The sequence below is a fragment of the Collinsella aerofaciens genome (assembly GCF_964243765.1).
In the GTDB taxonomy this organism is placed as follows: domain Bacteria; phylum Actinomycetota; class Coriobacteriia; order Coriobacteriales; family Coriobacteriaceae; genus Collinsella; species Collinsella aerofaciens_BU.
Window position 1 is genome coordinate 1 of the sequence record NZ_CAXTGI010000007.1, and the last position, 22,512, is coordinate 22,512.

Annotated in this window: 19 protein-coding genes; 9 read left to right on the plus strand and 10 right to left on the minus strand. The window is 60.0% G+C overall.

Going from position 1 to position 22,512, the window contains the following annotated elements; translation table 11 throughout:
* Nucleotides 1-380 (minus strand): arginine deiminase family protein (locus ACESSC_RS06015; RefSeq protein ID WP_373161892.1); only part of this gene is annotated, 380 nt, incomplete at its 3' end.
* A gap of 561 nt (nt 381-941) precedes the next feature.
* Here ACESSC_RS06015 and ppk1 point away from each other — a divergent pair.
* The 5 genes from ppk1 to ACESSC_RS06040 all read left to right on the plus strand — a co-directional run bounded on the left by ppk1 (nt 942) and on the right by ACESSC_RS06040 (nt 7,167).
* Nucleotides 942-3,338: a polyphosphate kinase 1 gene (gene ppk1 / locus ACESSC_RS06020; RefSeq protein ID WP_373161893.1), complete on the plus strand. Its 2,397-nt coding sequence runs from the start codon at nt 942-944 to the stop codon at nt 3,336-3,338.
* A gap of 98 nt (nt 3,339-3,436) precedes the next feature.
* Entirely contained in the window at nt 3,437-4,765 is a 1,329-nt protein-coding gene (rlmD, locus tag ACESSC_RS06025) for a 23S rRNA (uracil(1939)-C(5))-methyltransferase RlmD (protein ID WP_373161895.1), read from the plus strand.
* A 179-nt stretch (nt 4,766-4,944) separates the two neighbouring features.
* A complete protein-coding gene (locus tag ACESSC_RS06030; protein WP_373161898.1) occupies nt 4,945-5,487 on the plus strand; it encodes a DJ-1 family glyoxalase III in 543 nt (180 codons plus the stop codon).
* Nucleotides 5,484-6,065 carry a Maf family protein gene (locus ACESSC_RS06035; protein WP_373161899.1) on the plus strand — a complete coding sequence of 194 codons (582 nt, stop codon included), beginning with the start codon at nt 5,484-5,486 and terminating at the stop codon, nt 6,063-6,065. The genes ACESSC_RS06030 and ACESSC_RS06035 overlap by 4 nt, the downstream gene beginning before the upstream one ends.
* Nucleotides 6,066-6,165: 100 nt before the next feature.
* Nucleotides 6,166-7,167: a P1 family peptidase gene (locus ACESSC_RS06040; protein ID WP_373161903.1), complete on the plus strand. Its 1,002-nt coding sequence runs from the start codon at nt 6,166-6,168 to the stop codon at nt 7,165-7,167.
* A gap of 364 nt (nt 7,168-7,531) precedes the next feature.
* Here ACESSC_RS06040 and ACESSC_RS06045 read toward each other — a convergent pair whose 3' ends face one another.
* Nucleotides 7,532-8,563: a glycosyltransferase family 2 protein gene (locus tag ACESSC_RS06045; RefSeq protein ID WP_373161905.1), complete on the minus strand. Its 1,032-nt coding sequence runs from the start codon at nt 8,561-8,563 to the stop codon at nt 7,532-7,534.
* On the minus strand, nt 8,556-9,758 hold the full coding sequence (glf, locus tag ACESSC_RS06050) for a UDP-galactopyranose mutase (RefSeq protein WP_117583930.1): 1,203 nt from the start codon (nt 9,756-9,758) through the stop codon (nt 8,556-8,558). Before glf ends, ACESSC_RS06045 begins: the two co-directional genes overlap by 8 nt.
* A gap of 231 nt (nt 9,759-9,989) precedes the next feature.
* On the opposite strand from glf, the gene pta reads away from it, so the two are divergent.
* On the plus strand, nt 9,990-10,970 hold the full coding sequence (gene pta, locus ACESSC_RS06055; RefSeq protein ID WP_373161908.1) for a phosphate acetyltransferase: 981 nt from the start codon (nt 9,990-9,992) through the stop codon (nt 10,968-10,970).
* A 348-nt stretch (nt 10,971-11,318) separates the two neighbouring features.
* On the opposite strand, the gene ACESSC_RS06060 is transcribed toward pta, so the two are convergent.
* The 7 genes from ACESSC_RS06060 to rnd all read right to left on the minus strand — a co-directional run bounded on the left by ACESSC_RS06060 (nt 11,319) and on the right by rnd (nt 18,151).
* On the minus strand, nt 11,319-12,497 hold the full coding sequence (locus tag ACESSC_RS06060) for an acetate/propionate family kinase (RefSeq protein ID WP_373161910.1): 1,179 nt from the start codon (nt 12,495-12,497) through the stop codon (nt 11,319-11,321).
* Between the two features lie 164 nt (nt 12,498-12,661).
* Nucleotides 12,662-13,840: an acetate/propionate family kinase gene (locus ACESSC_RS06065; protein ID WP_006234305.1), complete on the minus strand. Its 1,179-nt coding sequence runs from the start codon at nt 13,838-13,840 to the stop codon at nt 12,662-12,664.
* Between the two features lie 147 nt (nt 13,841-13,987).
* Nucleotides 13,988-14,323 (minus strand): histidine triad nucleotide-binding protein, encoded by a 336-nt coding sequence (locus ACESSC_RS06070; RefSeq protein WP_195363649.1) that lies wholly within the window; start codon nt 14,321-14,323, stop codon nt 13,988-13,990.
* A 49-nt stretch (nt 14,324-14,372) separates the two neighbouring features.
* A complete protein-coding gene (gene xseB / locus ACESSC_RS06075; protein ID WP_006234311.1) occupies nt 14,373-14,639 on the minus strand; it encodes an exodeoxyribonuclease VII small subunit in 267 nt (88 codons plus the stop codon).
* Nucleotides 14,640-14,681: 42 nt separating this feature from the next.
* The gene (xseA, locus tag ACESSC_RS06080; RefSeq protein WP_373161912.1) at nt 14,682-16,133 is read right to left on the minus strand and encodes an exodeoxyribonuclease VII large subunit; all 1,452 of its coding nucleotides are present in this window, start codon (nt 16,131-16,133) and stop codon (nt 14,682-14,684) included.
* A gap of 115 nt (nt 16,134-16,248) precedes the next feature.
* Nucleotides 16,249-16,953, minus strand: coding sequence for a zinc metallopeptidase (locus tag ACESSC_RS06085; RefSeq protein ID WP_161159686.1), 705 nt, complete (start codon nt 16,951-16,953; stop codon nt 16,249-16,251).
* Nucleotides 16,954-17,017: 64 nt separating this feature from the next.
* Nucleotides 17,018-18,151 carry a ribonuclease D gene (gene rnd, locus ACESSC_RS06090; protein WP_006234315.1) on the minus strand — a complete coding sequence of 378 codons (1,134 nt, stop codon included), beginning with the start codon at nt 18,149-18,151 and terminating at the stop codon, nt 17,018-17,020.
* A gap of 98 nt (nt 18,152-18,249) precedes the next feature.
* On the opposite strand from rnd, the gene ACESSC_RS06095 reads away from it, so the two are divergent.
* From ACESSC_RS06095 to ACESSC_RS06105, 3 genes are all read left to right on the plus strand, one after another.
* On the plus strand, nt 18,250-19,167 hold the full coding sequence (locus ACESSC_RS06095; protein ID WP_117800358.1) for a diacylglycerol/lipid kinase family protein: 918 nt from the start codon (nt 18,250-18,252) through the stop codon (nt 19,165-19,167).
* 398 nt (nt 19,168-19,565) lie between these two features.
* Complete coding sequence (locus ACESSC_RS06100; protein WP_161159684.1) at nt 19,566-21,512, plus strand: C69 family dipeptidase; 1,947 nt, start codon at nt 19,566-19,568, stop codon at nt 21,510-21,512.
* 399 nt (nt 21,513-21,911) lie between these two features.
* Nucleotides 21,912-22,484 (plus strand): hypothetical protein, encoded by a 573-nt coding sequence (locus ACESSC_RS06105; protein WP_373161916.1) that lies wholly within the window; start codon nt 21,912-21,914, stop codon nt 22,482-22,484.
* Nucleotides 22,485-22,512: the final 28 nt, after the last annotated feature.

Below are 22,512 nucleotides of genomic sequence, written 5' to 3' on the forward strand. Positions count from 1 at the left end.
ATGCCGGCCATGGTCTTCTTGACGAACTCGAGGTTGTCCTCGATGGAGTCCAGCTTCTCGCGGACGATCTGCGGCATCTGCTGGCCGCGGATGCCTGCCTCGGCGATGTACTGGTCGGTGAACTCGGCGCGGGCGCCGGGGACCTGGTCGAACACCTCCGCGACGAGGTTCTCGAGGTAGAGGACCTCCACGCCCTGGTCCCTCAGGATCTGGGCGAAGGTGTCGTGCTCCTGCTGTGCGACCTCCAGGAACGGGACGTCGTCGAACAGGAGTCGCTCGAGCTCGTCGGGCGGCAGGTTGAGGAGCTCGTCGCCGGGACGGTGCAGGCAGACCTTCCTGAGCTTGCCGATCTCGGAAGGCACGTGCAGACCTTTCGTCATGGCCTCCTACCTTTCTTTCGGGCCCCTGTCAGGGCCGATTCGTTAGCGCCCCTCCATATGAGACGCTGCTTGCTGACAGCTCTAGTTATATCCAAAAATCAGCCGCAATTCCACCTCGCCCCCGAACGGTCAACAAAGTGCGATGAACGGTATATCGCATGTGATTCCCCCATGATGTACTTCGGCGTTCTAAAGTAACTTTTCTAAGGTAAACGCTCTTTTTTCTCAAAAATCATTCGCAATTACAACTCCAATCTTTCGATTAGGAATTGCATATCTAAAACGGTTTTATGTATATAAATGACGCTTGTTCGTGTTTCTGTCTGTATTCGATGATATTCAGCTACCTATCATTCTTATTCACATATACTCACCAGTTGAGTGAGGATATAGACCGTTTTTTCACAACGTGACGGGCGTCAGTTCTATGGCTTGTCAGCGTAAGAAGTAGGTAAAGATACCGTTCACGCGATACGTCCGTGCCATAGGTCGACTAAATTGAGACAATAGTGAATAGTGTTAGGCAACCGTCCCCTGCGGGGACTGAACGGACAGATGCATATGCCGAGCAAAATCGAAAAAAAGCAAGCCGCCGCAAAGCTGCGCAAACCGCCGCGCGACTTCTCGTACACGCAGAACCGAGAGCTCAGCTGGCTGCGCTTTGACAACCGTGTGCTTGACGAAGCCTTCGACGAGACCGTTCCGCTGTTCGAGCGTCTAAAGTTCGTGTCGATTTTCGAGTCCAACCTCGACGAGTTTCTCATGGTGCGCGTGGGCGGCCTGTCCGATCTGGCAGAGCTCAAAAAACAGCCTGTCGACAACAAGAGCAATATGACCGCCTCCGAACAGGTCGATGCCGTCATGGCCGAAATGCCCGGGCTCCTTACCCGATGGGAGTCCATCTTTAAGAGCATCGAGGGCAAGCTCGACGCCCTGGGCGTTCACCGCGCGCGTGCCGATTCGCTTACGCCCGAGGAGCGCACCTTTGTAACCCGCTACTTCCAGGCCTACGTGTCGCCGGTCATCTCACCGCTGGTGATTGACCCGCGCCACCCCTTCCCCAACCTGCGCAACGGCGCACTCTACCTGGCCTGCGGCCTGGACGGCGTCACCGACGAGGAAAGTCTGCTGGGCCTAATCGAGATTCCCGCCTCGATGAACCGCGTGGTCGAGATCCCCTCGCCCGCCGGCACCTACTCCTACATTCTGCTCGAGGACGTCATCCTCGCCTGCCTGGACAGCTGCTTTGGCTCCTATAAGCCGCTCGACCGCGCGCTCATCCGCGTCACCCGCAACGCCGACATCGATCCGGACGGCGAGGGCGTCGAGGAGGAAGAGGACTACCGCCAGCACATGAAGCGCATCCTCAAGAAGCGCCTGCGTCTGCAGCCGGTAGTGCTCGCGGTCTCGGGGTCGCTCGAGAAGGCGACGCTCAAGACCATCCGCAAGGCGCTCGAGCTTTCTCGCCGCTCGGTCTTTACCTGCGATATCCCGCTCGACCTGGGCTACGTCTTCGGCATTGAGGGCAAGATTCCCGAGCATCTACGCAACGAGCTCCTCTTTACGCCGTTTAAGCCTCAGCCCAACCCCACCATCGACATGTCCCGCTCCATTCGCGAGCAGGTGCTGCAGGGCGACAAGTTGCTCTTTTACCCCTACGAGGCCATGAATCCGTTCCTGGACCTGGTACACGAGGCCGCATACGACCCCGAGTGCATCTCGCTGCGTATCACGCTCTACCGCGTGGCCAAGCAGAGTCGTCTGTGCGAGTCGTTGATTGACGCCGCCGAGAACGGCAAAGAGGTCACGGTGCTCATGGAGCTCCGCGCGCGCTTTGACGAGCAAAATAACATCGAGTGGGCAGAGCGTCTGGAAGAAGCGGGCTGCACCGTCATCTATGGCTCCGAGGGCTTTAAATGCCACTCAAAGATCTGCCAGCTCACCTATCGCGAGGGCATGGCGCTCACTCGACTCACGCTTTTGGGCACCGGTAACTTTAACGAGAAGACGGCCAAGCTCTACAGCGACTTTATGCTCATGACCGCCCATCCCGGCATCGGCGAAGACGCCAACCTGTTCTTCCGCAACCTGTCGCTGGGCAACCTGCGCGGCGACTACCGCTTTTTGGGCGTGGCGCCCGTCGGTCTCAAGCCGCTCATCATGCGCGGTCTGGACCGCGAGATCCAACGTGCGCTCGCCGGCGAGCCCGCCCGCGTGTTCTTTAAGCTCAACTCGCTGACCGACCGCGAGGTCATCGACAAGATCGCCGAGGCATCGTGTGCCGGCGTGCGCGTGGACATGATCATCCGCGGCATCTCGTGCCTGAAGCCCAACATTGCGGGCAAGACCGAAAACGTGCACGTACGTTCTATCGTCGGACGTTTCTTGGAGCACGCGCGTGTCTATGCCTTCGGCGTGGACTCGGACATGATCTACCTGAGTTCTGCCGACATGATGACGCGCAACACCGAGCATCGCGTAGAGATCGCCTTCCCCGTGCTCGACCCCACCTGCCGCGCGCTGGTGCACGAGTACATGGGCGTGCAGCTGCGCGACAACGTGAAGGCACGTAGCCTGACGAGCGACGGCACCTGGGTTCCCGTAGAGCGAAAAGAGGGTGAGAAGCCCTTTAACTCGCAGGAGTTCCTGTTGGAGCGCGCTTATCGCAACGCCGAGTCCGCCACCGAGGCAGAGCCCGCGCTCGCATCCCAGTCTGAGCCCGAGCCGCAGCCGGCCGCTCCCGAGGTCCAGAAGGTCCGAGCGATCGTTATCGAGCCCGAACCTGCTCCCGCAGCCCAACCTCAGGCACCCACAACAACCCCCGAGAGCAACGCGTGTCACAAGAAGCCCGCTGGCAAAGCCAAGGCCATCGAGCGCCATCGCCCTGGCCGCGTGCGCATGGGCTTGGGCCTGATCGGCCTAGGCCTTAAGACGCTCATTACCGGCAAGACGAAATAGACGTTTGTAGAAGCAGTTTGTAGAAGCGCCCCGCATTTGAGGAAAGCCTCGGATGCGGGGCGCTTTTCCCTGCTACCATGGTGCGAACAGCAACGCGAATGACAGGCAGGAATATGAAGCTCACCATAGAATCGATGACGTACGGCACCGACGGTCTGGCACATGCCGACAACGGCAAGGCCGTCTTTGTGCAGGGCGCTGTGGCAGGCGACACCGTCGAAGCCGAGATCGTGCAGGACGGCAAGTCGTTTATGCGCGCCCGCACGACCGAGATTCTGGAGCCGAGTCCCGATCGCATTCAGCCCCCCTGCCCCTTCGTGGGCATCTGCGGCGGTTGTTCGTGGGGCAATCTATCGCGCTCCGCTCAGCTTGCCGCCAAAGAGCAAAACCTGCGCTCCACGCTCGAGCGCATTGGCAAGTTCACCCCCGAGCAGGTCAACGATCTTGTCCAGCCTATCCGCCATACCAAGGACGACTGGGGCTACCGCAATAAGATTGAGCTGGAGCCCACTCTCGTTAACGGCCGTGTTCGCCTTGGCATGCACGGCGTCGACCCCAGCAAGATCGTGACCGTCGATTCGTGCCCGCTGTTCGATAAGCGTTTTCCCAAGGCGCTCAAATCGGTCGTCGGCGCGCTCAACTATCTGAGCGGCAGCCACGACCTGGGTCTGGAGCGCGTGGGCATTCGCGCTTCACGTCGCACCAAAGCACTCGAGGTCGCACTTTGGACACCCACAGGCTCCTTCCCGCGCTCACAGGTCTCACGCGTACTGGCAGACGCCGCACACCCCACGAGCGTCGTGCGCGTCATGAGCAAGGGCGAGAAGAAGGCCCGCCGCGTTTCCAAGGTGGAGATGCTCGCCGGTGAGGGCTCGTGGACCGAGAACATCGCTGATGGTCAGATGCGCCTGTCCGCCCCATCCTTTTTCCAGGTCAATACCAAGGGCGCCGAGTTTTTGATTGAGCTCGTTATGGACGCCCTCGACCCGCAGGAAGACGAGCTTGCCGTGGACCTGTACTGCGGCGCCGGCACCTTTACCCTGCCGCTCGCCCGCCGCTGCGACTTTGTCGCCGCCGTCGAGGCCTACGGTCCGGCCGTGCGCGACCTGCGCCGTAACCTCGAGATCAACAAGCTCGACAACGTCGACGTCATCGGCGGCGATGCCGTGCGCGAGTTCCCCGACCAGGATGCCGATGTCCTGGTGGTCGATCCGCCGCGCGCAGGTCTGGCACCCGAGGCCATCGACCTCATCGCTAGCACGAGTGCGCGCGATGTCGCCTATGTGAGCTGCGACCCTGCCACCCTGGCGCGCGACCTTAAGCGCTTTGTCGAGGAAGGCACCTTCTCCCCCGTCAAGATCACACCGGTCGACCTGTTCCCGCAAACCTTCCACTGCGAAACCGTCGTCCACCTCAAGCGCAACTAGACTGTTTGCCCAAGACCACGCCCGATGATTTTTCTGGGACGGGGATTAAATAATCAATTTGCACCGAATGATTATTTAATCCCCGTCCCTTTTTAAACATTGGAAAATCGAGCGTGGCAAGCGTATGTCTTCGGGGTATAAGACGGCTAATTGTATGCCGCCTTACGAAAGGAACTCTCATGCCCAGCGTTGCCGTTCTCGCCGCCGATGGCTTTGAAACGATTGAATGCCTGACCATGGTCGACGTCATGCGTCGCGGCGGCGTGCGCGCCACGCTTGTCTCGATCATGCCCACGCGCGAAGTCGTGAGCTCGCTGCAGATTCCCGTGACCTGCGATGCTCTCTTTGACGAGATCAACTTTGACGAGTACGACTGCGTCGTGCTGCCCGGCGGCCTGCCCGGTGCCACCAACCTGCGCGCCGACCAGCGCGTCTGCGACGTAGTCTGCGAGTTCGCCGCGACCAAGCACGTTGCCGCCATCTGCGCCGCCCCATTTATCCTGGGCGAGCTTGGTCTACTCGAGGGACGCCGCGCCACGTGCTTCCCCGGCTTTGAGAAGAGCTTCCCCGAGGGAGCTTATACCGGCGAGAAGGTCACGCAAGACGGCAACATCATTACTGCCAGCGGCATGGCACAGTCACTCCCCTTTGCCTTGGAGCTGCTGCGCACGCTCGCCGGCGACAAGGCCGTCGAGAAGGTCGCCGAGGGCATCCAACTATGATTTTGGCTTCGCAATCGCCGCGCCGCATAGAGCTGATGCGCGAGGCAGGCTATAACATTCGCGTAATTCCTGCAGACATCGATGAAACGCCTTTTGATGGCGAAGCTCCGCTTACGCTCGTCGAGCGCTTGGCGCGTGCCAAAGCAGCTGCCGTCGCCGCCGAGTATGCCAAGCCCAATGAGCTGACCGTCGCGGCCGATACCATCGTCACCTTCGATGGCAAGATTTTGGGTAAGCCGGCAAACGAGGACGAGGCGCGCACCATGCTCCGCGAGCTTTCGGGCCGCACGCACCAGGTGGCGACCGGCGCCTGCATCGTTAAAGCCGGCGACGCTTCAGCTCCGCATGCCGCCGAGAGCCTGTCGTTTGTCGATGTGACCGACGTGACGTTCTATGAGCTTACCGAAGAGCAGATCGAGCGCTATGTTGCCTCCGGCGAACCCATGGACAAGGCCGGAGCCTACGGCATCCAGGGCACAGGCGGCCGCATGCTTGTGCACGATATTTCGGGTGACTTCTACAACGTGGTGGGCTTGCCCATCGCTCGCGTCGCACGCGCGATTCAAAAACTATCGTAATTGCATCTGGCGCTGGGTATCCCCCAGCGCCTACAATTTTGCCGTACCGTACGGATCCCGACCGGGCATAAGGCCCGGCGGAAAACCGATAGGAGAAAACATGGACACACTGCTCGAAGCCATCGATGTTTGCAATGTCGATGGCTTTTGCTTTGGCAACTATACGGACGAGGAGGCCGGCACCGGTTGCACCGTAATCGTGGCACCCGAGGGCGCCACCGGCGGCGTTGACGTTCGCGGCGGTGCTCCAGCATCGCGCGAAACCGACCTGCTGCGTCCCGAGAACACCGTCGACAAGGTCCACGCCGTCTGCCTGTCGGGTGGATCGGCCTTTGGCCTCGAGGCTGCAAGCGGCGTCGCTCGCGAACTCGAGAGCCGCGGCATTGGTCTGTCCGTCGGCCCCACGCAGGTGCCCATCGTGTGCTCCAGCTGTATCTTCGACCTTGCCTTTGGCGACCCCACCGTACGCCCCGACATAGAGGCCGGCATCGCCGCCGTGCGCGAGGCACTCGACAACACCCCCACCACGCTCGAGCAAGGCAATGTGGGCGCCGGCACCGGTGCCACCGTAGGTAAGCTCATGGGCCCTGCCACCTGCATGAAGGCCGGCCTTGGCACTGCCGCCGTGGCGCTCGGTCCCGTTAAGGTAGGCGCCGTGGTTTCGGTCAACGCCTGCGGCAACGTTGTCGACCCCCTCACCGGCGAGTGGGTCGCCGGCATGCGCACCTCAGCCGATAGCGACCAAATCGTCGATATGGAACTCGCAGCCTTTGCCGCCGCCGGATCCATGCAGATGCCGCTCGACCGCACCAACACCACCATCAGCTGCATCGTCACCAACATGGAGCTCACTAAGGCCCAAGCCACCAAGGTCTCCCAAATGGCCGCAGACGCCTACGCACACGCCATCCGTCCCACGCACACCACCAACGACGGCGACACCATCTACACCCTCGCCAGCGGCAAACTGGGCGCCCAGGCAAGCGCCGCCGTTCCCCTAGACCTGCTGGGCATGCTCGCCGTAAGGGCTTTGCAAACCGCCATCGTAAACGGAGCCAAAACCGCCAAAACCTCCCACGGCATCCCCGGCGCCGCAAAGTAGTCCACTCGACCGTCGGCCGGAGACGGGCGGGCGTTACGTTTGCTGCTCTACAGTCCTATGCAAGACGAAGGCCACATTAAGTGGCCTTCTTTGCATGCGGAACTCGCGACAAACGTAACGCCCGCCTGCCTCCGGCCGACTACCAACCAAAATCTTTTCAGCCCAGGCCCCTGTGTACCGCGCGTCTAAGATTTTCAAATTCAGCTGTCTGACATAAAGCGAGACATAGCAGAGGACCCCTGGTCCTTAACTTGATACGAGTTCCGCACGCAAAGGAGGCGCCAGTGGCGCCTCCGTCTTGCGCAGGACTGTCCGAAGTAGCAAGTTAAGGACCAGGGGTCCCCGTTACCCGAGCGTTTCTGTACTAGTTGAATTTGAAGATCTTTGAGGCAAGACGGTATAGGCCGAGTGTGGTTTTGTCTCCGGCACGACCGCGGAGGTTAGTAAAGAAGCCGACCACACCGTAGCGAGCACGACGATACATGCGCTCATCGTAGGCCTTCAGGTCCGTCCACAGCGTCTTCAGACGCTCATCGGCGCAATCCTCGTCGGAAAGCTTGGTGAGCACCGAGCAGATCGCCATCATCATGGTGAAGTAGCCCATCATGTACGAACGCAGACGCGACGACTCGACATCGCTGTACAGATGGTACGACTCCATCATGATACGCGTAACACGGAACTGCTGGTCCAGACGCTTGACCATCGTGGCCTCGTTGACACTCTGGCCCTCGCGACCGATAAAGTAGCGATAGAGGTCGATGTCGGCGTAGTACATGGTCTTGCAACGCGGCAGCGGCACGTAGGCGTAGATGTTGTCCACATAGAACGTGTGCGGCGGCATGGGCAGGTTGGACTCGCGCAGCACATCCGTGCGATAGCACAGGCTGTGCATGAGCAGATTCTGGTCCAGGCGGAAATGGCCGATCTGGTCCCAGGTAAAGATCTTTTTTCGAGGCAGGGCAAACTTGTAACCAATGGCCGTATGCGTACCCTCGTAAACCTTCTCGTACACGTAGTTCGAGATAAACAGGTCAACGCGCTGGTCGCGCTCTTCAAAGCCGCGCAGAATCGACAGCATGGTCGAAAGGGCAGCGCCGTCAAGCCAGTCGTCCGAGTCGACAACCTTGTAGTAGGTGCCCTGCGCCTCGCGCAGACCCGAAAGGACGGCAATACCGTGGCCGCCATTCTCCTGGTGCACCGCGCGGATGATTCCAGGATAACGGGCCTCCCACTCGTCGGCCTTGGCGGCCGTCTCATCCTTAGAGCCGTCGTCCACCACGATAATCTCGATATCGGTGGCATAATTGCTCCCCTCCAAGATGGAGGTGATGCAATGGTCCATGTCCTTAGCGGCGTTATACGAGGGAATACCGAATGTTATGACTTTATGCATGGCAGGCGATAATCTCATCCGAAAGATCGAGGGCGGAATTGGTCACGGCATCCATATCGTAGTAACGATACTCGGCCAGACGACCCACCGGGTGGAAGTTTGTCAGGTTCTGGACGCGCTCAAGATAGCGCTCATAGAGCTCACGGTTCTCGGGCTCAAGAATGGCGTAATACGGCGTCTCGCCCGAGCCGGGCGTATAGGCCTTGGAGTACTCCTTCATGATGGTGGTCTTGCCGGGCAGGACCTGACCAGTCATGTTCTTGAACTCGGTAATGCGCGTGTAGTCCTCGCTCGTGGTGTAGTTGACGGTACCCACGGGCTGGAACTGATCCATATCGAGCGTCTCGAACTTCATATCGAGTGTACGGTACGGCAACGCACCCAAGTCGAGGTTGAACAGTTCATCGAGCGGGCCGGTGTAGACGATCTCGCCGCCGTAGACCTTGCCGTCGACCTTGACGGTGGTCTCGTCGATCTCAAAGAGATCGCGGGCGTCCACGTCGCAGAACACGTCGATCAGGTCGTGGTCGAGCATATGCTCAAACAGCGCGGTATAGCCGTCCTGCGGCATGCCCTGGAAGGGAGCCTGCGGGAAGTAGCGGTCATCATCGCCCACAAAGACGGGAACACGGCCGGTGATCGAGGGATCAATCTGGTCGGGCGTCTGGCCCCACTGCTTCATGGTGTAATGCAAAAAGACGTTCTCGTAGACGTAATCAGCGACCTCGGCCAAGTCGGGGTCGTTCTTCTTACGCAGCTCCATAATGGGCACCTTGACATCCTTGCCAAAGGTCTCCACGAGCTTCTGATACAGCTCCTCGCCGCGCTCGTCACCAAAGGCGAGCTTGAGACTCGCGTGGTTGAAGGGCACGGGCATAAGGGTGCCGTTGATGTTGGCGAGCACCTTGTGCTGATAATCCGTCCACTTGGTAAAGCGCGACAGGAAATTGTGCACGCGCTCGTTAAAGGTGTGATAGATATGCGGACCGTACTCGTGGATCAGGATTCCGGCCTCGTCAGTGCAGTCATAGGCATTGCCCGCAATGTGGCTACGGCGCTCCAAAACGGCAACACGATAGCCGATGGTCTCGGCAAGACGGCGGGCGCAAACGGCACCGGCATATCCAGCACCGACGACAATCATGTCGTACGCGCCGGCGTTAAAGCCTTCAGGCAGGCCTGAGGTAATCTGCATCGATACTCCTTGTCAAAAGCCACGGGCTCGTTAGCTGGGCTTTTCTCGAACATTCTTCGAGACATATTTATCAGAGCGATTATAGCGCTAATGCGTCCTATAATGAGCTTGCCACACAAGGAAAGCTCAAGCACCGCGGCGTACAAATTTGAAAGGTAAACCCGCTAGCAGCGGGTTTATTCGTGAACAGCCGGGCGCCTGGAGCTTAGTGAAACGCTTGTAAGGAGTAACATGAGCGATTTCCTTAACCGTATGAAGTCTGCCGCCAAGGCCGACCTTAAGACGATCGTCCTGCCCGAGGGCGAGGATCCGCGCACCATCGTCGCGGCCACCAAGATCATCGAGGAGGGCCTGGCAAAGATCGTCATCCTGGGCAACCCCGACGAGATCAACGTTCCCGGCGCCACCGTCATCGATCCGCGCAATGCCGAGAAGCACGAGGAGTACGCGCAGAAGTTTGCCGAGCTCCGCGCCAAGAAGGGCGTCACCATCGAGCAGGCTCGCGCCCAGGTGATGGACGCCACCTACTTTGGCACCATGATGGTCAAGATGGGTGACGCCGACGGCCTGGTCTCCGGCGCCTGCCACTCCACCGCCGACACCCTGCGCCCCGCGCTGCAGATCCTTAAGACCGCCCCGGGTACCAAGCTGGTCTCGGCCTTCTTCGTGATGTGCACCGACACCCCGCAGTTCGGCACCGACGGTACGCTGATCTTCGCCGACTGCGGCCTCAACATCAACCCGTCCTCCGACGAGCTCTCCGAGATCGCCATCGCCTCCGCTCACTCCTGGTCCACCTTTATGGGCAGCGTCGAGCCGCACGTGGCCATGCTCTCCTACTCCACCATGGGCTCCGCCGGCGGCGAGGTCGCCAAGAAGGTCCAGGAGGCCGTTAAGTTCTGCAAGGAGAAGTCTCCCGAGCTCGCCATCGATGGCGACCTGCAGCTCGACGCCGCCATCGTTCCCACCGTCGCCCAGCTCAAGGCCCCCGGCTCCTCCGTTGCCGGCAAGGCCAACGTGCTTGTGTTCCCCGATCTCGAGGCCGGCAACATCGGCTACAAGCTGGTCCAGCGCTTCGCCGGCGCCGACGCTTACGGCCCCATCCTGCAGGGCATCGCCAAGCCGGTCAACGACCTTTCGCGCGGCTGCTCTGCCGACGACATCGTGGGTGTCGTAGCCATCACCGCCGTCCAGGCTCAGATGGCTGAGTAGCGGACATATCCCCTCGGGACCCTACAGGGTAAAGCTCTGAAAACGTCCTCGGACATGCATGAAACCCCCGCTGCGCACTTCGTGCGGCGGGGGTTTCATGCGTCCTGCGGAATATTTTCAGAGCTTTACCCTGTAGGGTCCCTGCCACCACGTAGCAATCAGGGAATCCGGGGTGGACGGCGGCTTGGCTACGAGCTGGGGCTGAAAATCTGAATGGATGGGTGCCGTTGCTGGGAGCGCAGGCGTTGCTGGTGGCGATCACTTTGGGACTGGAATTTCCGCCTGCTAGTAGAAAGGCCTCCGGAGCTGTTGCTCTGGAGGCCTTTTTGTCAATTTCAGACGAATGCGTTAGTTGTTCTTGGTCAGGCGCTCGACGTCGTGGGCGATCATGTATTCCTCGTCGGTGGGGATGACCATGACCATGACGGAAGAGCCGGCGGCGCTGATGACCTGCGGGCCGTTGCCCACGGCTTCGCGGTTCTTGTTGTTGTCGATGCGTACGCCCAGCCACTCAAAGCAGTCGCAGAAGGCCTTGCGGATCGACCAGTCGTTCTCGCCGATGCCGGCGGTAAAGGTGATGGTGTCCACGCCCGCCATGGAAGCGATCATGGAGCCGGCCTGCTGCATGGCCTTGTAGGCGAACATATCGAAGGCGAGCAGGCAGCGCTCGTCGCCCTCGGAGGCGCGTGTACGGATGTCGCGGGCGTCGTTGGAGATGCCCGAGATGGCAAGCAGACCAGACTGCTTGTTCATCATGTCATCAACTTCCTGATAGCTGTAGCCTCCCTCGCGCTGGAGGTAGCACACGGTGGCCGGGTCAATGGAACCACAGCGAGTGCCCATCATCAGGCCGTCGAGCGGCGTGAGGCCCATCGTGGTGTCGCGGCACACGCCGTCCTCGATAGCAGCGAGCGAAGCACCGTTACCCAAATGGCACGAAAGCAGACGGTGGCAGCGCGAGCCCAGGATCTCCTTGGCCATCATCCACTCGTAACGATGACTCGTTCCGTGGGCGCCATATTTGCGCACATGATACTTGTCGCACACGTCCTTGGGCAGGGCGTAAGTGTAGGCAACCTCGGGCATGGTCATGTGGAACGAGGTGTCGAAGACCGCCACGTTGGGCAGCTCCGGATACTTCTCACGGCAATACTCAATCGCTGCGGCCTCGCCGTAGTTGTGCAGCGGAGCAAGCGGTGCCACCTCAAGAATCTTGGCCATAACCTCGTCGTCGACAACTGCGGAATCATCGAAGTGCCAGCCGCCCTGAACGATACGATGCCCAATGCCATCGATCGTAAAGTCGGTCTTCTCGAGCTCCTCGAGCACGCAAGCGATAGCAGAGCGATGATCGGGGAAGGGAACCTCCTCGGTCTGCTTGGCGCCACCGTTCTCGGAATGACCAAAGATACCCATGTCCGAGCCGATACGCTCGCAGTTGCCCTTGGCGAAAACCTCGCGGGTATCGGTATCCAGAAGCTGATATTTAAGGCTTGAGCTGCCGGCGTTGACAACAAGTACGTTCATGAGACTCCTTTGCAGTGCAATACGGTCGACGCAGACCTCTTAAGGCGACCGCATTTTAATAAGAAGTTATCACATCTTAATAAATAGCTATCAGGCATATCGCCCAACGAGCGCAAAAGAGGGGCTGAACGGCACTTGGTCGTCCAGCCCCTCCCCTCTTGCAATTACTTGCCGTTGACGATGCGCTCGACGTCAGAAGCGATCATGAACTCCTCGTCCGTGGGAATGACGAAGATCTTGACCTTGGAATCCTTGGCAGACAGGCACCAAGCGCCGTCGCCACGCAGGGCGTTACGGGCATGGTCCATCTTGACGCCCATAAAGGCCAGACGGTCGGCAACGCCGGCGCGAACGGCCGGAGCGTGCTCACCGATGCCGGCGGTGAAGACCAGCGTGTCCATGCCGCACATGGAAGTGGCCATCTCGGCAGCCTTGGCGGCAATCTTGTAGACGAACATATCGAAGGCGAGCTGAGCCTCAGGGTCACCAGCAGCGGCGAGCTCCTCGACATTGCGGCAGTCGTTGGTCTTGCCGCCGGTCACAGCCAAAAGGCCGGACTTCTTGTTCATCATCTCGTCGACCTCGTCGAAGGTGTAGCCGCCCTCGCGCTGCAGGTAGCACACGGTAGCCGGGTCGATGGAGCCACAGCGGGTGCCCATCATGACGCCGTCGAGCGGGGTGAGACCCATGGTGGTGTCCATGCACTTGCCATCCTCGATGGCGCACAGGGAAGCGCCGGAGCCGATATGGCACACGACGACCTTGCGGGCCTCGCCGTTGGTCATCTCGGCGACCTTCTTGGAGATGTAGCGGTAGCTGGTGCCGTGGGCGCCGTACTTACGGATGTGCAGCTTGTCGCAAACATCCTTGGGAAGGGCGTAGGTCTTGGCGACCTCGGGCATGTTGAAGTGGAAAGCGGTGTCGTAGACCGTAACGTTGGGCAGATCGGGATACTGCTCCAGGCAGTACTCGATAACGTTGGCCTCGGGGTTGTTGTGCAGCGGCGCCAGCGGGGCGACCTCGCGGATCTTGGCGAGGACGTCCTCGTCGACGAGGGAGGAATCACCAAAGTACCAGCCACCCTGAACGATACGGTGACCAATGCCCTCGATCTTGACGCCGTTGGCCTCGAGGTCCTTCAGAACGACCTCGATGGCGACCTTGTGGTCGGGGAACTCGATGTTCTCGGTCACCTTCTTGGAACCGTTGGCAGCGTGGGTGAAGGTACCGCCGGTAAAGCAGACGCGCTCGCAGGAGCCCTTTGCGGACACCTTGTGGGACTTGGTATCGATGACCTGATACTTAAGGGTCGAAGATCCTGCGTTGACGACCAGAACGTTCATGTGTCTCCCTACTAACAGGCGGTGTGGCGCCGCCAGGTTACATACGCTTCAATAATAAACCCAAACGCCCTCGCGCTCGGGTTTATTGCGTTGATATATAAGTTATCGGTGCTTGAGCTTCCGTTTCATTGCAAGGAAGAAGCGCCCTCAGATGAGGTTCTCGCCCAGGTTTTTGCCGCCGAGGACGTGCATATGGAAGTGCATGACGGTCTGGCCGGCGTTGACGCCCTTGTTGGAGATGACGCGGAAACCGTCCGCCAAGCCCTTGGCCTTAGCGACCTCCTGGATGGCGTGAGCCATTGCACCCATGGTCTCGGCCGGCACGTTATCGGCGATATCGCTGTAGTGCTTTTTGGGGATCACGAGCGTATGGACCGGCGCCTGGGGATTGAGGTCGTCGAAGGCGATGACCTGGTCGTCCTCATAGACAACGGTCGAGGGGATCTCGTGGTTGGCAATTTTGCAGAAGATGCAATCGCACATGGTTGGTTCCTTTCTCACAGACCAAGGTAATTATATTTGGTCGGGATGGTTAGAACGAGAGGTTGTCGTCGGTGTTGGCGGCTTCGCCGTCGGCGAGCACGTCGTTGCCGTCGACGTCCTTAAGAAGCACCGAGACCTTCTGCTCGGCATCGGACAGGCGGGTGCGCAGGCTCTTGAGGAGCTCGACGCCGCGGGTATAGCTCTCGAGCGACTCCTCGAGCTCCATATCGCCCGACTCCAAGCTGCGGATGATGAGCTCCAACTCCTGCGAAGCCTGCTTGTACGTAAGCTGCTCGACCGGGGTTTTCTCTGCCATATCTGTTTCCTTTCCTAAAGGTTTATCGCTATGAAACGCGGCCTACTCGACCGTATCGACCGTTGCCGTCACGTTGCCGTCTGCCATGCGCACGCGGATGGCGTCACCGGCCTTAAAGGTCTTGGCGCTCGTGGCCACCCCATCATCGCTGTACGCGATGGAATAACCACGGGCAAGCACCTTGAGCGGCGACAGGGCATCTAGCGAGGCTGCCGCACGGCCCAGGTCGGACGCGGGCTTGTTGAGCATCGTGCGCCCCTGATGCTCCAGACGGGAACTCGCAAGCGCGAGCGCATGGCGCTTGCCATCGAGCCCCGAGGTGCTTGCAACCAGACGCTCGGGCAGGCGCTCAAAGTTGGAGCGGAATGTCCCGACCGAGCGTACTATGGCGCCCGACAGGCGATCGGCCGTCAGGGCAAGCTCAGACTCGCGACGCTCGACCATAAACGTTGGGTCGTTGAGGCACGGGCGGCACGCAGCCGCATCGAGCGCATCGCCCAAGCGGGCCGTATAGGTATCCCAGGCGCGGCGACCGCGCTGGTCGAGCATCTCCAGATCAACCTGATTCGACCCAATCATCGATGCCATCGCGGCACCCAGACGCTGATGGCGCGCCTCGAGCACATCGGCCAACTCCGTCATAGCCGGCGCCACCGATTCTGCCGCCGCCGTGGGCGTGGAGGCGCGGCGGTCGCTCACCATGTCGCAAATCGAGGTATCAGGCTCATGGCCAATGCCGGTCACCACGGGCACAGGACAAGCCGCCACCGCGCGAGCAAGCTCCTCGTCGTTAAAGGTCATGAGGTCCTCAAAGGAGCCGCCGCCGCGCACCAGCAAAATACAGTCGGGCGCCGGCGTGATGGCGGCGGCGCGGCGCAAGCCCTCAATGAGCTCAGCCGGCGCACCCTCACCTTGAACCTTGGCGCCCACGCAGACGAGCTCGACGAGCGGGTTGCGACGACGCAATGTGCGCTTGACGTCGTCGATTACGGCACCCGAAAGCGAGGTGACGACCGCCACGCGGGAGCAGAACACCGGAATACGGCGCTTGCGCGCTTCGTCCATCAGGCCCTCGCGACGCAGCTTTTCGGCCAGTTGCGCCACTTGTTGGCGCAGCAGACCCTCCCCCGCCAGCGAGAATGAGCGAGCGACAAAGCTCATGCGGCCCGTGGCCTTATAAAGATTGAAGCTGCCCTTAAAGCTCACCTGCATGCCGTCGCGCAGATCGAACGTGCGCTTGAGATAGGCACCCTTCCAGATGATGCAGTCGACGGCCGCCGAGTCGTCCTTGATCTGAAAGTAGCAGTGGCCGCTTCGGGCATTGGGGCCACGGAAGCCCGTGACCTCGCCCAAAACGCTCAGCTGCGGAATGGCATCGAGCGCGCCGGCGGCGATCTCCACCGCCTGGCTCACGCTGAGTTCCTTACGCTCCTGCTCGTCCGAACCGTCGAACTCGGCGGAAACGGCATTGCCGGTCAGATTCCAGCCTGCCACGCAGCCTCCTTTCGTTATCGTGCACAAGGGCTCCGGCCCTGCGCAAATTCAAGTCCAACACATAGTACAGCGCCGCGGGGACACAAATCTCCGCGGCGCCTGTCAAGCCAATTTGTTATCGGTTGGAGTTTCTGTTGTAGCGAGCCATCAGGTAGAGCAGCTGAATGATCGAAGTGAGCGCTGCAGCAACATAGGTAAGCGCGGCTGCCGTCAGGACCTTCTTGGCACCATTGACCTGCTTGGAGCTCATGCCCGACTGCTCGATGTACGCCACGGCGCGGCGGCTGGCATCAATCTCGACCGGCAGCGTAACCAGTTGGAACAGCACGCTAAACGAGAAGAAGATCAGTGCGAGGGTCGTGAGTCCCGCGATGTTCATAAACAGGCCCAAGAGCAACACGATGGTCCAGGTGTTCTGGGTAAAGTTGACGACCGGCACGAGGGCGGTGCGAACCTTCATCATGGCGTAACCGCTTTGACGCTGGGCGGCATGGCCCGCCTCGTGGCAGGCGACGGCAACGCTTGCGACCGACCCGCCCGAACGGTTGGCATCCGAGAGATACAGGTTATTGTCCTGTGGGTTGTAATGGTCGGTGAGCTCGCCGGCGACACCCTTGATACCCACGGCGTTGCAGCCGTTGGCGTCGAGCATGCGGCGAGCGACCGTGGCGCCCGTGTCGCCGTCCGAGCGAACCTTGGACCAGGTTTTGTACGTCGAGTTGATATAGTTCTGTGCGGCAAGGCCAATCACCGTGCAGACAAGAACAACCAGCAGGTACAGCGGGTCGATGCCAAAGCCGTATCCATAGTAATAAGGCATGCGAATTCCTCCGAATCGAGTTACACGTTGGAGGCATTCTACCCACTCAAGCGGCTAGGCTTCCTTACAGCAATTCAATTTTGCCATCTTTGACCGTCAACCCCATGTTGCCCGAGAGCAGATCGTCCAGGCGCGAGCCCACAAGCTCAAAGCGCCAGCCTTCGCGCAAGGGGCTCTGCTCGGGATGCTCAATGTAGTCGGCCAGGTCATCGCGCGAGGCAATGACCGAGGTCGCCACTCCCGAGCGTTCGGCAACCAGGCGGATGAGCGCATACATGAGATCCGTCACGCTCTCCAACTCCGGAGAGATCTGGCGATGCCCGCGCACCATGAGCGGCAGGCGATCGTGCGGGCAGCTTGCGCCGCGCTTGATGGCCATGAGCGCACCGTCCACGTCGCGCTCCCCCAACTGATCGGTACCGCGAATGCTGCGGAACTCCTCAACGCGCACGGGATTGCGTTTAACGAGCGCAAGCAGCGTGTCGTCGGACATGACCCATTTGCGCGGGATGTTGCGGCGCTCGGCGCGGTCCTCACGCCAGGCGGCGAGCTCGCGCGCGATACCCAGCTGGTGACGACTGCACGAGTTGATGCGTTTGACCTTGCGGAACGCCTCGTGGCGATCGGCGCGATAGTGCGACTCGTCAGCCAGCGGGCGCAGCTCGTCGAGCACCCAGTCCACGCGGCCCAGCTCGCGCAGGCGGCTCATCATCTCGGTATAGGCGACGATCAGATACTTGACGTCATCGATCGCGTACTCAATCTGCTTATCGGTCAGCGGGCGACGCGACCAGTCGGTCAGTGACTCGGTCTTGGGCAATGAGACGCCGCAAAACGTCTGCACGAGCGCGCCGTAGGAAATCTGCTGACGCTCGCCCAAAAAGGCGGCGGCCACCTGCGTGTCAAAAATCGGACGCGGCAGCACGCCTACGGTATGGAGCATGACCTCCATATCCTGCGAGCAGGCGTGGAAGACCTTGGTCACGCTCTCGTCGGCCATAAGCTCGGCCAGCGGCGATAGGTCGTCGATTACCAGGGGATCGACCGCTACACTCTCGGCAGGGGTGGCAATCTGAACCAAACACAGACGCGGATGGAACGTGCGCTCGCGCAAAAACTCGGTATCGACGGCAATCGCGTCGAACTCACGGGCGCGCTGGCAAAAGTCGAGTAGAGCCTGATGTGTGGAAATGTACATATCAACCCATCGAATAAGGTTAGGCCCGAAAAACACGGGTAGGATATCGGCATTGCCTTACAACTATACTCGGTTAGTCACAGAACGGGAACGTAAGTATGCGCTGCCTTATCATCCACAACCCGGCATCGGGCCCCAGCTCAGATGAAATCTACGCATTCACGCACGCCCTTGCACAGGGCGGCGACGAAGTCGTGATGCGCTTTATCGGCGATGGCATGGAGCCCGAGGACGCCGTGGCAGACGTTCGCGAGTTCGACCGCGTGGTCGTCTCGGGCGGCGACGGCACCGTCTCCAACGTGCTCGACCAGATGCGCGGCTGCGGCGTCCCCACGCTCGTTTTCCCCTCCGGCACGGCCTGCCTGTTCTTTAACAACATCGGCAATGCCCCCGAGGCAGCGGCGCTTGCCAAGGCATGTCGCGCCGGCCGCACGGTCAAAGTAGACATGGGCGAGCTCTTTTGGCTCGACGAGAACGGCAACGAAAAGCGCCATGGCTTTATCATCATCGCCGGTTCGGGCTTTGACGCCGAGATCATGATGAAGGCCGCCCCCACCAAAAACGACATCGGCGAGATCGCCTACTTCCTCTCCGCTCTCGCCACGCCCAACCCCACGGTGGCGCACTTTACCATTGAGCATGATGGCATTGTTGAGGAGCTCGACGGCATCTGCTGCATGGCGGGCAACACGTCTGTCATCCAAAACGACATCAACCTGTTCCCCAACTGCCGTATGAACGACGGCATGGTCGACATCGTCGTTATTGAGCCCGTGCGCACGGTGCAGTTGCTCCCCACGGTAATCACCGCCGCGCTCGACCCCGCCGGCAAGGTACTCGGCCGCCCGCAGTTTAAGATCATCCAGACCAAAGAAGCCAAGATTACCTGCACGCCATCGCTCGGCATGCAGTTTGATGGCGAGATCATCTCCAGCAACTCCGGCGTCTTTGGCGCCCGCGCGCTACCGCAATGCCTTGATATCATCGTCGACGAATTCTCGCCGCTCGGAAAATAGGAGGACCCCCGTGAACGACAACCCCATCCTTGGCTTTATCGTCATCGTTTTGGCCATGCTCGTCGGCTATGCCATTAACGTGATTCACCGTCGAAAGAAGTAGCCATTACTCTTAGACGGCCCGTGCAGCCCGGACCCCTCGCCGGCATGAAACCACATGCCGGCGAGGGGTCCGCTTTTTTTCTTGACGCTTTATTTAGCTACATTTTTCGCTGGCGTTATACAAATTGATTTCCCACTAAATGAGTTCAATTTACCGTTAATCGCATATTTCGCTACGCTTATCGAGTAAATAACTTTCATGAATGTATATTGTTTCGAATTCGTTACGCTAAGGGGGTGTAATTATTGGGTGAAGCCCTCTGGAGACAGAGGGCTTTCGCACGCTGGGAGGGAATATGAGTAAAACTCATCCCGTCAACGCGCTCAAGAAGCTTGGCATAGGCCTTGCATTTGGAGCTGCAACCATCATGTCCATGCCGACATCTGCGCTCGCCTGCACGCAGATGTACATGGGCAACAAGCTGACGGCCGACGGTGACACGTACTATGGCCGCGCCGAGGACTTCGATAAGCGCTACCTCAAGCACTTTGGCATTGAGCCTTCTCACGGCCCGGGGCATACGTACGGCTCGGACGAGTCCGCATTCATGTATACCTCGACCAAGACCACGTATCGCTACACCTATGTACGCGACCATCCCTCCCAGTGGCACGGGCGCTATGATGCCTACTCTGAGGCAGGCATCAATGAGAAGGGCGTGTCCTGCTCCGCAACGCTGACCACCGGCATGAATGCTGATGCTGAGGCAGCAGACCCCCTGACCAAAACCGGTATTGGCGAGTACAGCTACGGCAGCGTTATCTTAGGTGAAAGCGCCAATGCACGTGAGGGCGTCGAGCTCCTCGGCAAGATCATCGACGAGCAGGGCGCCTGCGGCAACGATCAGATTATCATCGCCGACAGCAACGAGACTTGGCTGTTTGCCGCACTTTCCGGCCACCAGTGGATCGCCATGAGGCTCACTGACGATATCGCCTCGCTCAACCCCAACATCGGCAACCTCAACTACAAGGTTGACCTCACCGACACCGCGAACTGTCTCCACTCTGCGACCATCGAGTCCATGCCTAAGGAGAATGGCTTCGCCAAGTACTTCGATGACGGTCAATTTGACGTTGCCCAGACCTACGGCGAGGCAATTAGCGAAAAGGCCATGCATTCTTGGGCCCGTTATGTCCAGGGTCGCGCCTACTTCGGTGTGCCGCTCACCGAGGGCACCGACTACGAGATCGTCAAGGACGAGCGCGAAGATGCTCGTGCCACGACCGGCGCCCTGGTTAGCAAGGCGCAGCCGCTGTTCTTCCAGCCCGGCAAGTCCGACTGGAACACCTTTGAGATGATCCGCGCGTTTGGCAACCGCGGCGAGAAGGTCCCGGGCCTCAACGCCAACACCGACGGCGCCTACGCCATTGGTACCGAGACCAACACCGAGGTCAATCTCTTCCAGATCCGTCAGGGCATGGACCCCGAGATCGCGACCATCCAGTGGGAGATGCTCTCCCGCGCCGCCTACTCCGTCGCCATCCCCTACTACTCCGCACTGCTCACCGAGGTTAGCCCGTACTACAGCGACCAGACCGTCTCCTTCGATCACTGCGAAGAGGAGGACATCGTGAACAACGAGGAGCCCGAGAACTCCATCAACTATGTCCTCATGGACATCAGCTCCCTGTGCTTCGAGCACCGTGAGCAGCTCGGCACCGGCGTTCGCACCTACCTCGACGCCCTCCAGAACGAGCTCGTCGAGCAGAACTTGGAAGTCGACGAGGTCATGCAGGCCACCGAGGGCACCGAGGCCCGTACCGCCCTGGCAAACAAGGCCGGCAATGCTGCCACCGAGAACACCTACGTCAAGTGCAAGGCCTTGCTCCAGGAGATGCGCGCCTATCTGAAGGCTGAGAACTTCGACCAGCCCTTCACCCCGAGCGACCTGAACACCGAGACCAACGGCCTCAAGGTGTCCATCACCTACGCCAAGGACGCTCTTGCCACCGACCCGGTAACCCCGGATCAGCCTGGCACTCCCGAGCAGCCTGGTACTCCTGAGCAGCCCGGTACCCCCGAGCAGCCCGCTAAGCCCGAGCAGCCCACCACCAAGCCCGAGAAGCCTGGCAAGTCGGACACCACGACCACGGTAACCACCAACAAGGCGAACACCAAGGGCGGCCTGCCCACCACCGGTGATCGTTTTGATGGCCGCGTGGTGGCTGCATTCGCCATCGCTGGCGTTGCCGTCATCTCCGCGGGCGGTTACTTCCTCTACCGTCGCAATAAGGAGTAACGTCCTAGCTGAGCGGGCAAGGCAGCAATGGCAGCCTCGCCCGCTCAGCCCGCTCTTTTGACCGGCGGGAAACCCGCCTGAAATCTTTTTAAAAAGATTTCCCCGCACACACTTCGCTGTGCTATAGTGCAGCGCAACAGCAACTAGGTGCGACCGCGCCACGGCATCACGAAAGGAGCCACCGACATGAAGAACACGATGAAGTCTCTCAACAACTGGTGGTGGCGTGATGCGAATACGATCGGTCGACAGTGAGTCCCTCACGCCTGTTTTTGCGCTCTAGGTGATTGGAAGGCCTCCGGTTTCGACCGGGGGCCTTTTTCTATCTCGAGCCCGATCGCATTCGCATCACGCGCCTCCGCTTTTCTCTTGCACCCCCATTCCGAAAGGATTTTCACCATGTCTCAGAACACCACCGCCGCCCAGCCCCGCATCGTCCAGACCGCCGATCGCGGCAAACTCGATGTCCGCGCCCTCGTCCTGCTCGCCATCCTGCTCGCCGCCGGCTTCATCCTCAACTTTACCGTCGGCAAGGCAATCTCGGGCATCTCGGGCGGCATGATCAGCCCCGAGTTCATCATCTCGGCCTTCTGCCTCACCATCCTGGTCGTTCGCCCCAACATCGGCCAGGCGCTCGTCATTGGCCTCATCTCGGCTGCCGTGATCCAGATCACCACCACTTCGCCGTTCGTCGATTTTGCCGCCGAGGGCATCGCCGCCATGCTCATGGCCGGCATCGTCAACGCCGCCGGCAAGAACGGTCAGGTCAAGCCTGCCGTCGCCATCGTCGCTACCTTCGTGACCACCTTTGTCTCCGGCGTCATCTTCATGGTTATCAAGATGGCCATGCTTGGCGTGGTCGGCGAGCTCGCCGCCGCCATGTTGCCCGTCGTCGCCATGACCGCCGTCTTTAACGCCATTCTGGTCGGTGCCCTCTACCTGCCCATTCAGAAGGCCCTTAGGCTCAACTAACCCACTCGGCTTTACGAGCCACCCCATC

Bases quoted from the DNA above. Each gene is read 5' to 3' on its own strand.
- ACESSC_RS06065 (WP_006234305.1), bottom strand. From the start codon at position 13,840: ATGAACGTTCTGGTCGTCAACGCAGGATCTTCGACCCTTAAGTATCAG.
- ACESSC_RS06100 (WP_161159684.1), top strand. From the start codon at position 19,566: ATGAGTAAAACTCATCCCGTCAACGCGCTCAAGAAGCTTGGCATAGGC.
- rlmD (WP_373161895.1), top strand. From the start codon at position 3,437: ATGACAGGCAGGAATATGAAGCTCACCATAGAATCGATGACGTACGGC.
- ACESSC_RS06085 (WP_161159686.1), bottom strand. From the start codon at position 16,953: ATGCCTTATTACTATGGATACGGCTTTGGCATCGACCCGCTGTACCTG.
- ACESSC_RS06105 (WP_373161916.1), top strand. From the start codon at position 21,912: ATGTCTCAGAACACCACCGCCGCCCAGCCCCGCATCGTCCAGACCGCC.
- ACESSC_RS06060 (WP_373161910.1), bottom strand. From the start codon at position 12,497: ATGAACGTACTTGTTGTCAACGCCGGCAGCTCAAGCCTTAAATATCAG.
- glf (WP_117583930.1), bottom strand. From the start codon at position 9,758: ATGCAGATTACCTCAGGCCTGCCTGAAGGCTTTAACGCCGGCGCGTAC.
- ppk1 (WP_373161893.1), top strand. From the start codon at position 942: ATGCCGAGCAAAATCGAAAAAAAGCAAGCCGCCGCAAAGCTGCGCAAA.
- ACESSC_RS06095 (WP_117800358.1), top strand. From the start codon at position 18,250: ATGCGCTGCCTTATCATCCACAACCCGGCATCGGGCCCCAGCTCAGAT.
- ACESSC_RS06040 (WP_373161903.1), top strand. From the start codon at position 6,166: ATGGACACACTGCTCGAAGCCATCGATGTTTGCAATGTCGATGGCTTT.
- ACESSC_RS06035 (WP_373161899.1), top strand. From the start codon at position 5,484: ATGATTTTGGCTTCGCAATCGCCGCGCCGCATAGAGCTGATGCGCGAG.
- ACESSC_RS06030 (WP_373161898.1), top strand. From the start codon at position 4,945: ATGCCCAGCGTTGCCGTTCTCGCCGCCGATGGCTTTGAAACGATTGAA.
- xseB (WP_006234311.1), bottom strand. From the start codon at position 14,639: ATGGCAGAGAAAACCCCGGTCGAGCAGCTTACGTACAAGCAGGCTTCG.
- ACESSC_RS06070 (WP_195363649.1), bottom strand. From the start codon at position 14,323: ATGTGCGATTGCATCTTCTGCAAAATTGCCAACCACGAGATCCCCTCG.
- ACESSC_RS06045 (WP_373161905.1), bottom strand. From the start codon at position 8,563: ATGCATAAAGTCATAACATTCGGTATTCCCTCGTATAACGCCGCTAAG.
- rnd (WP_006234315.1), bottom strand. From the start codon at position 18,151: ATGTACATTTCCACACATCAGGCTCTACTCGACTTTTGCCAGCGCGCC.
- pta (WP_373161908.1), top strand. From the start codon at position 9,990: ATGAGCGATTTCCTTAACCGTATGAAGTCTGCCGCCAAGGCCGACCTT.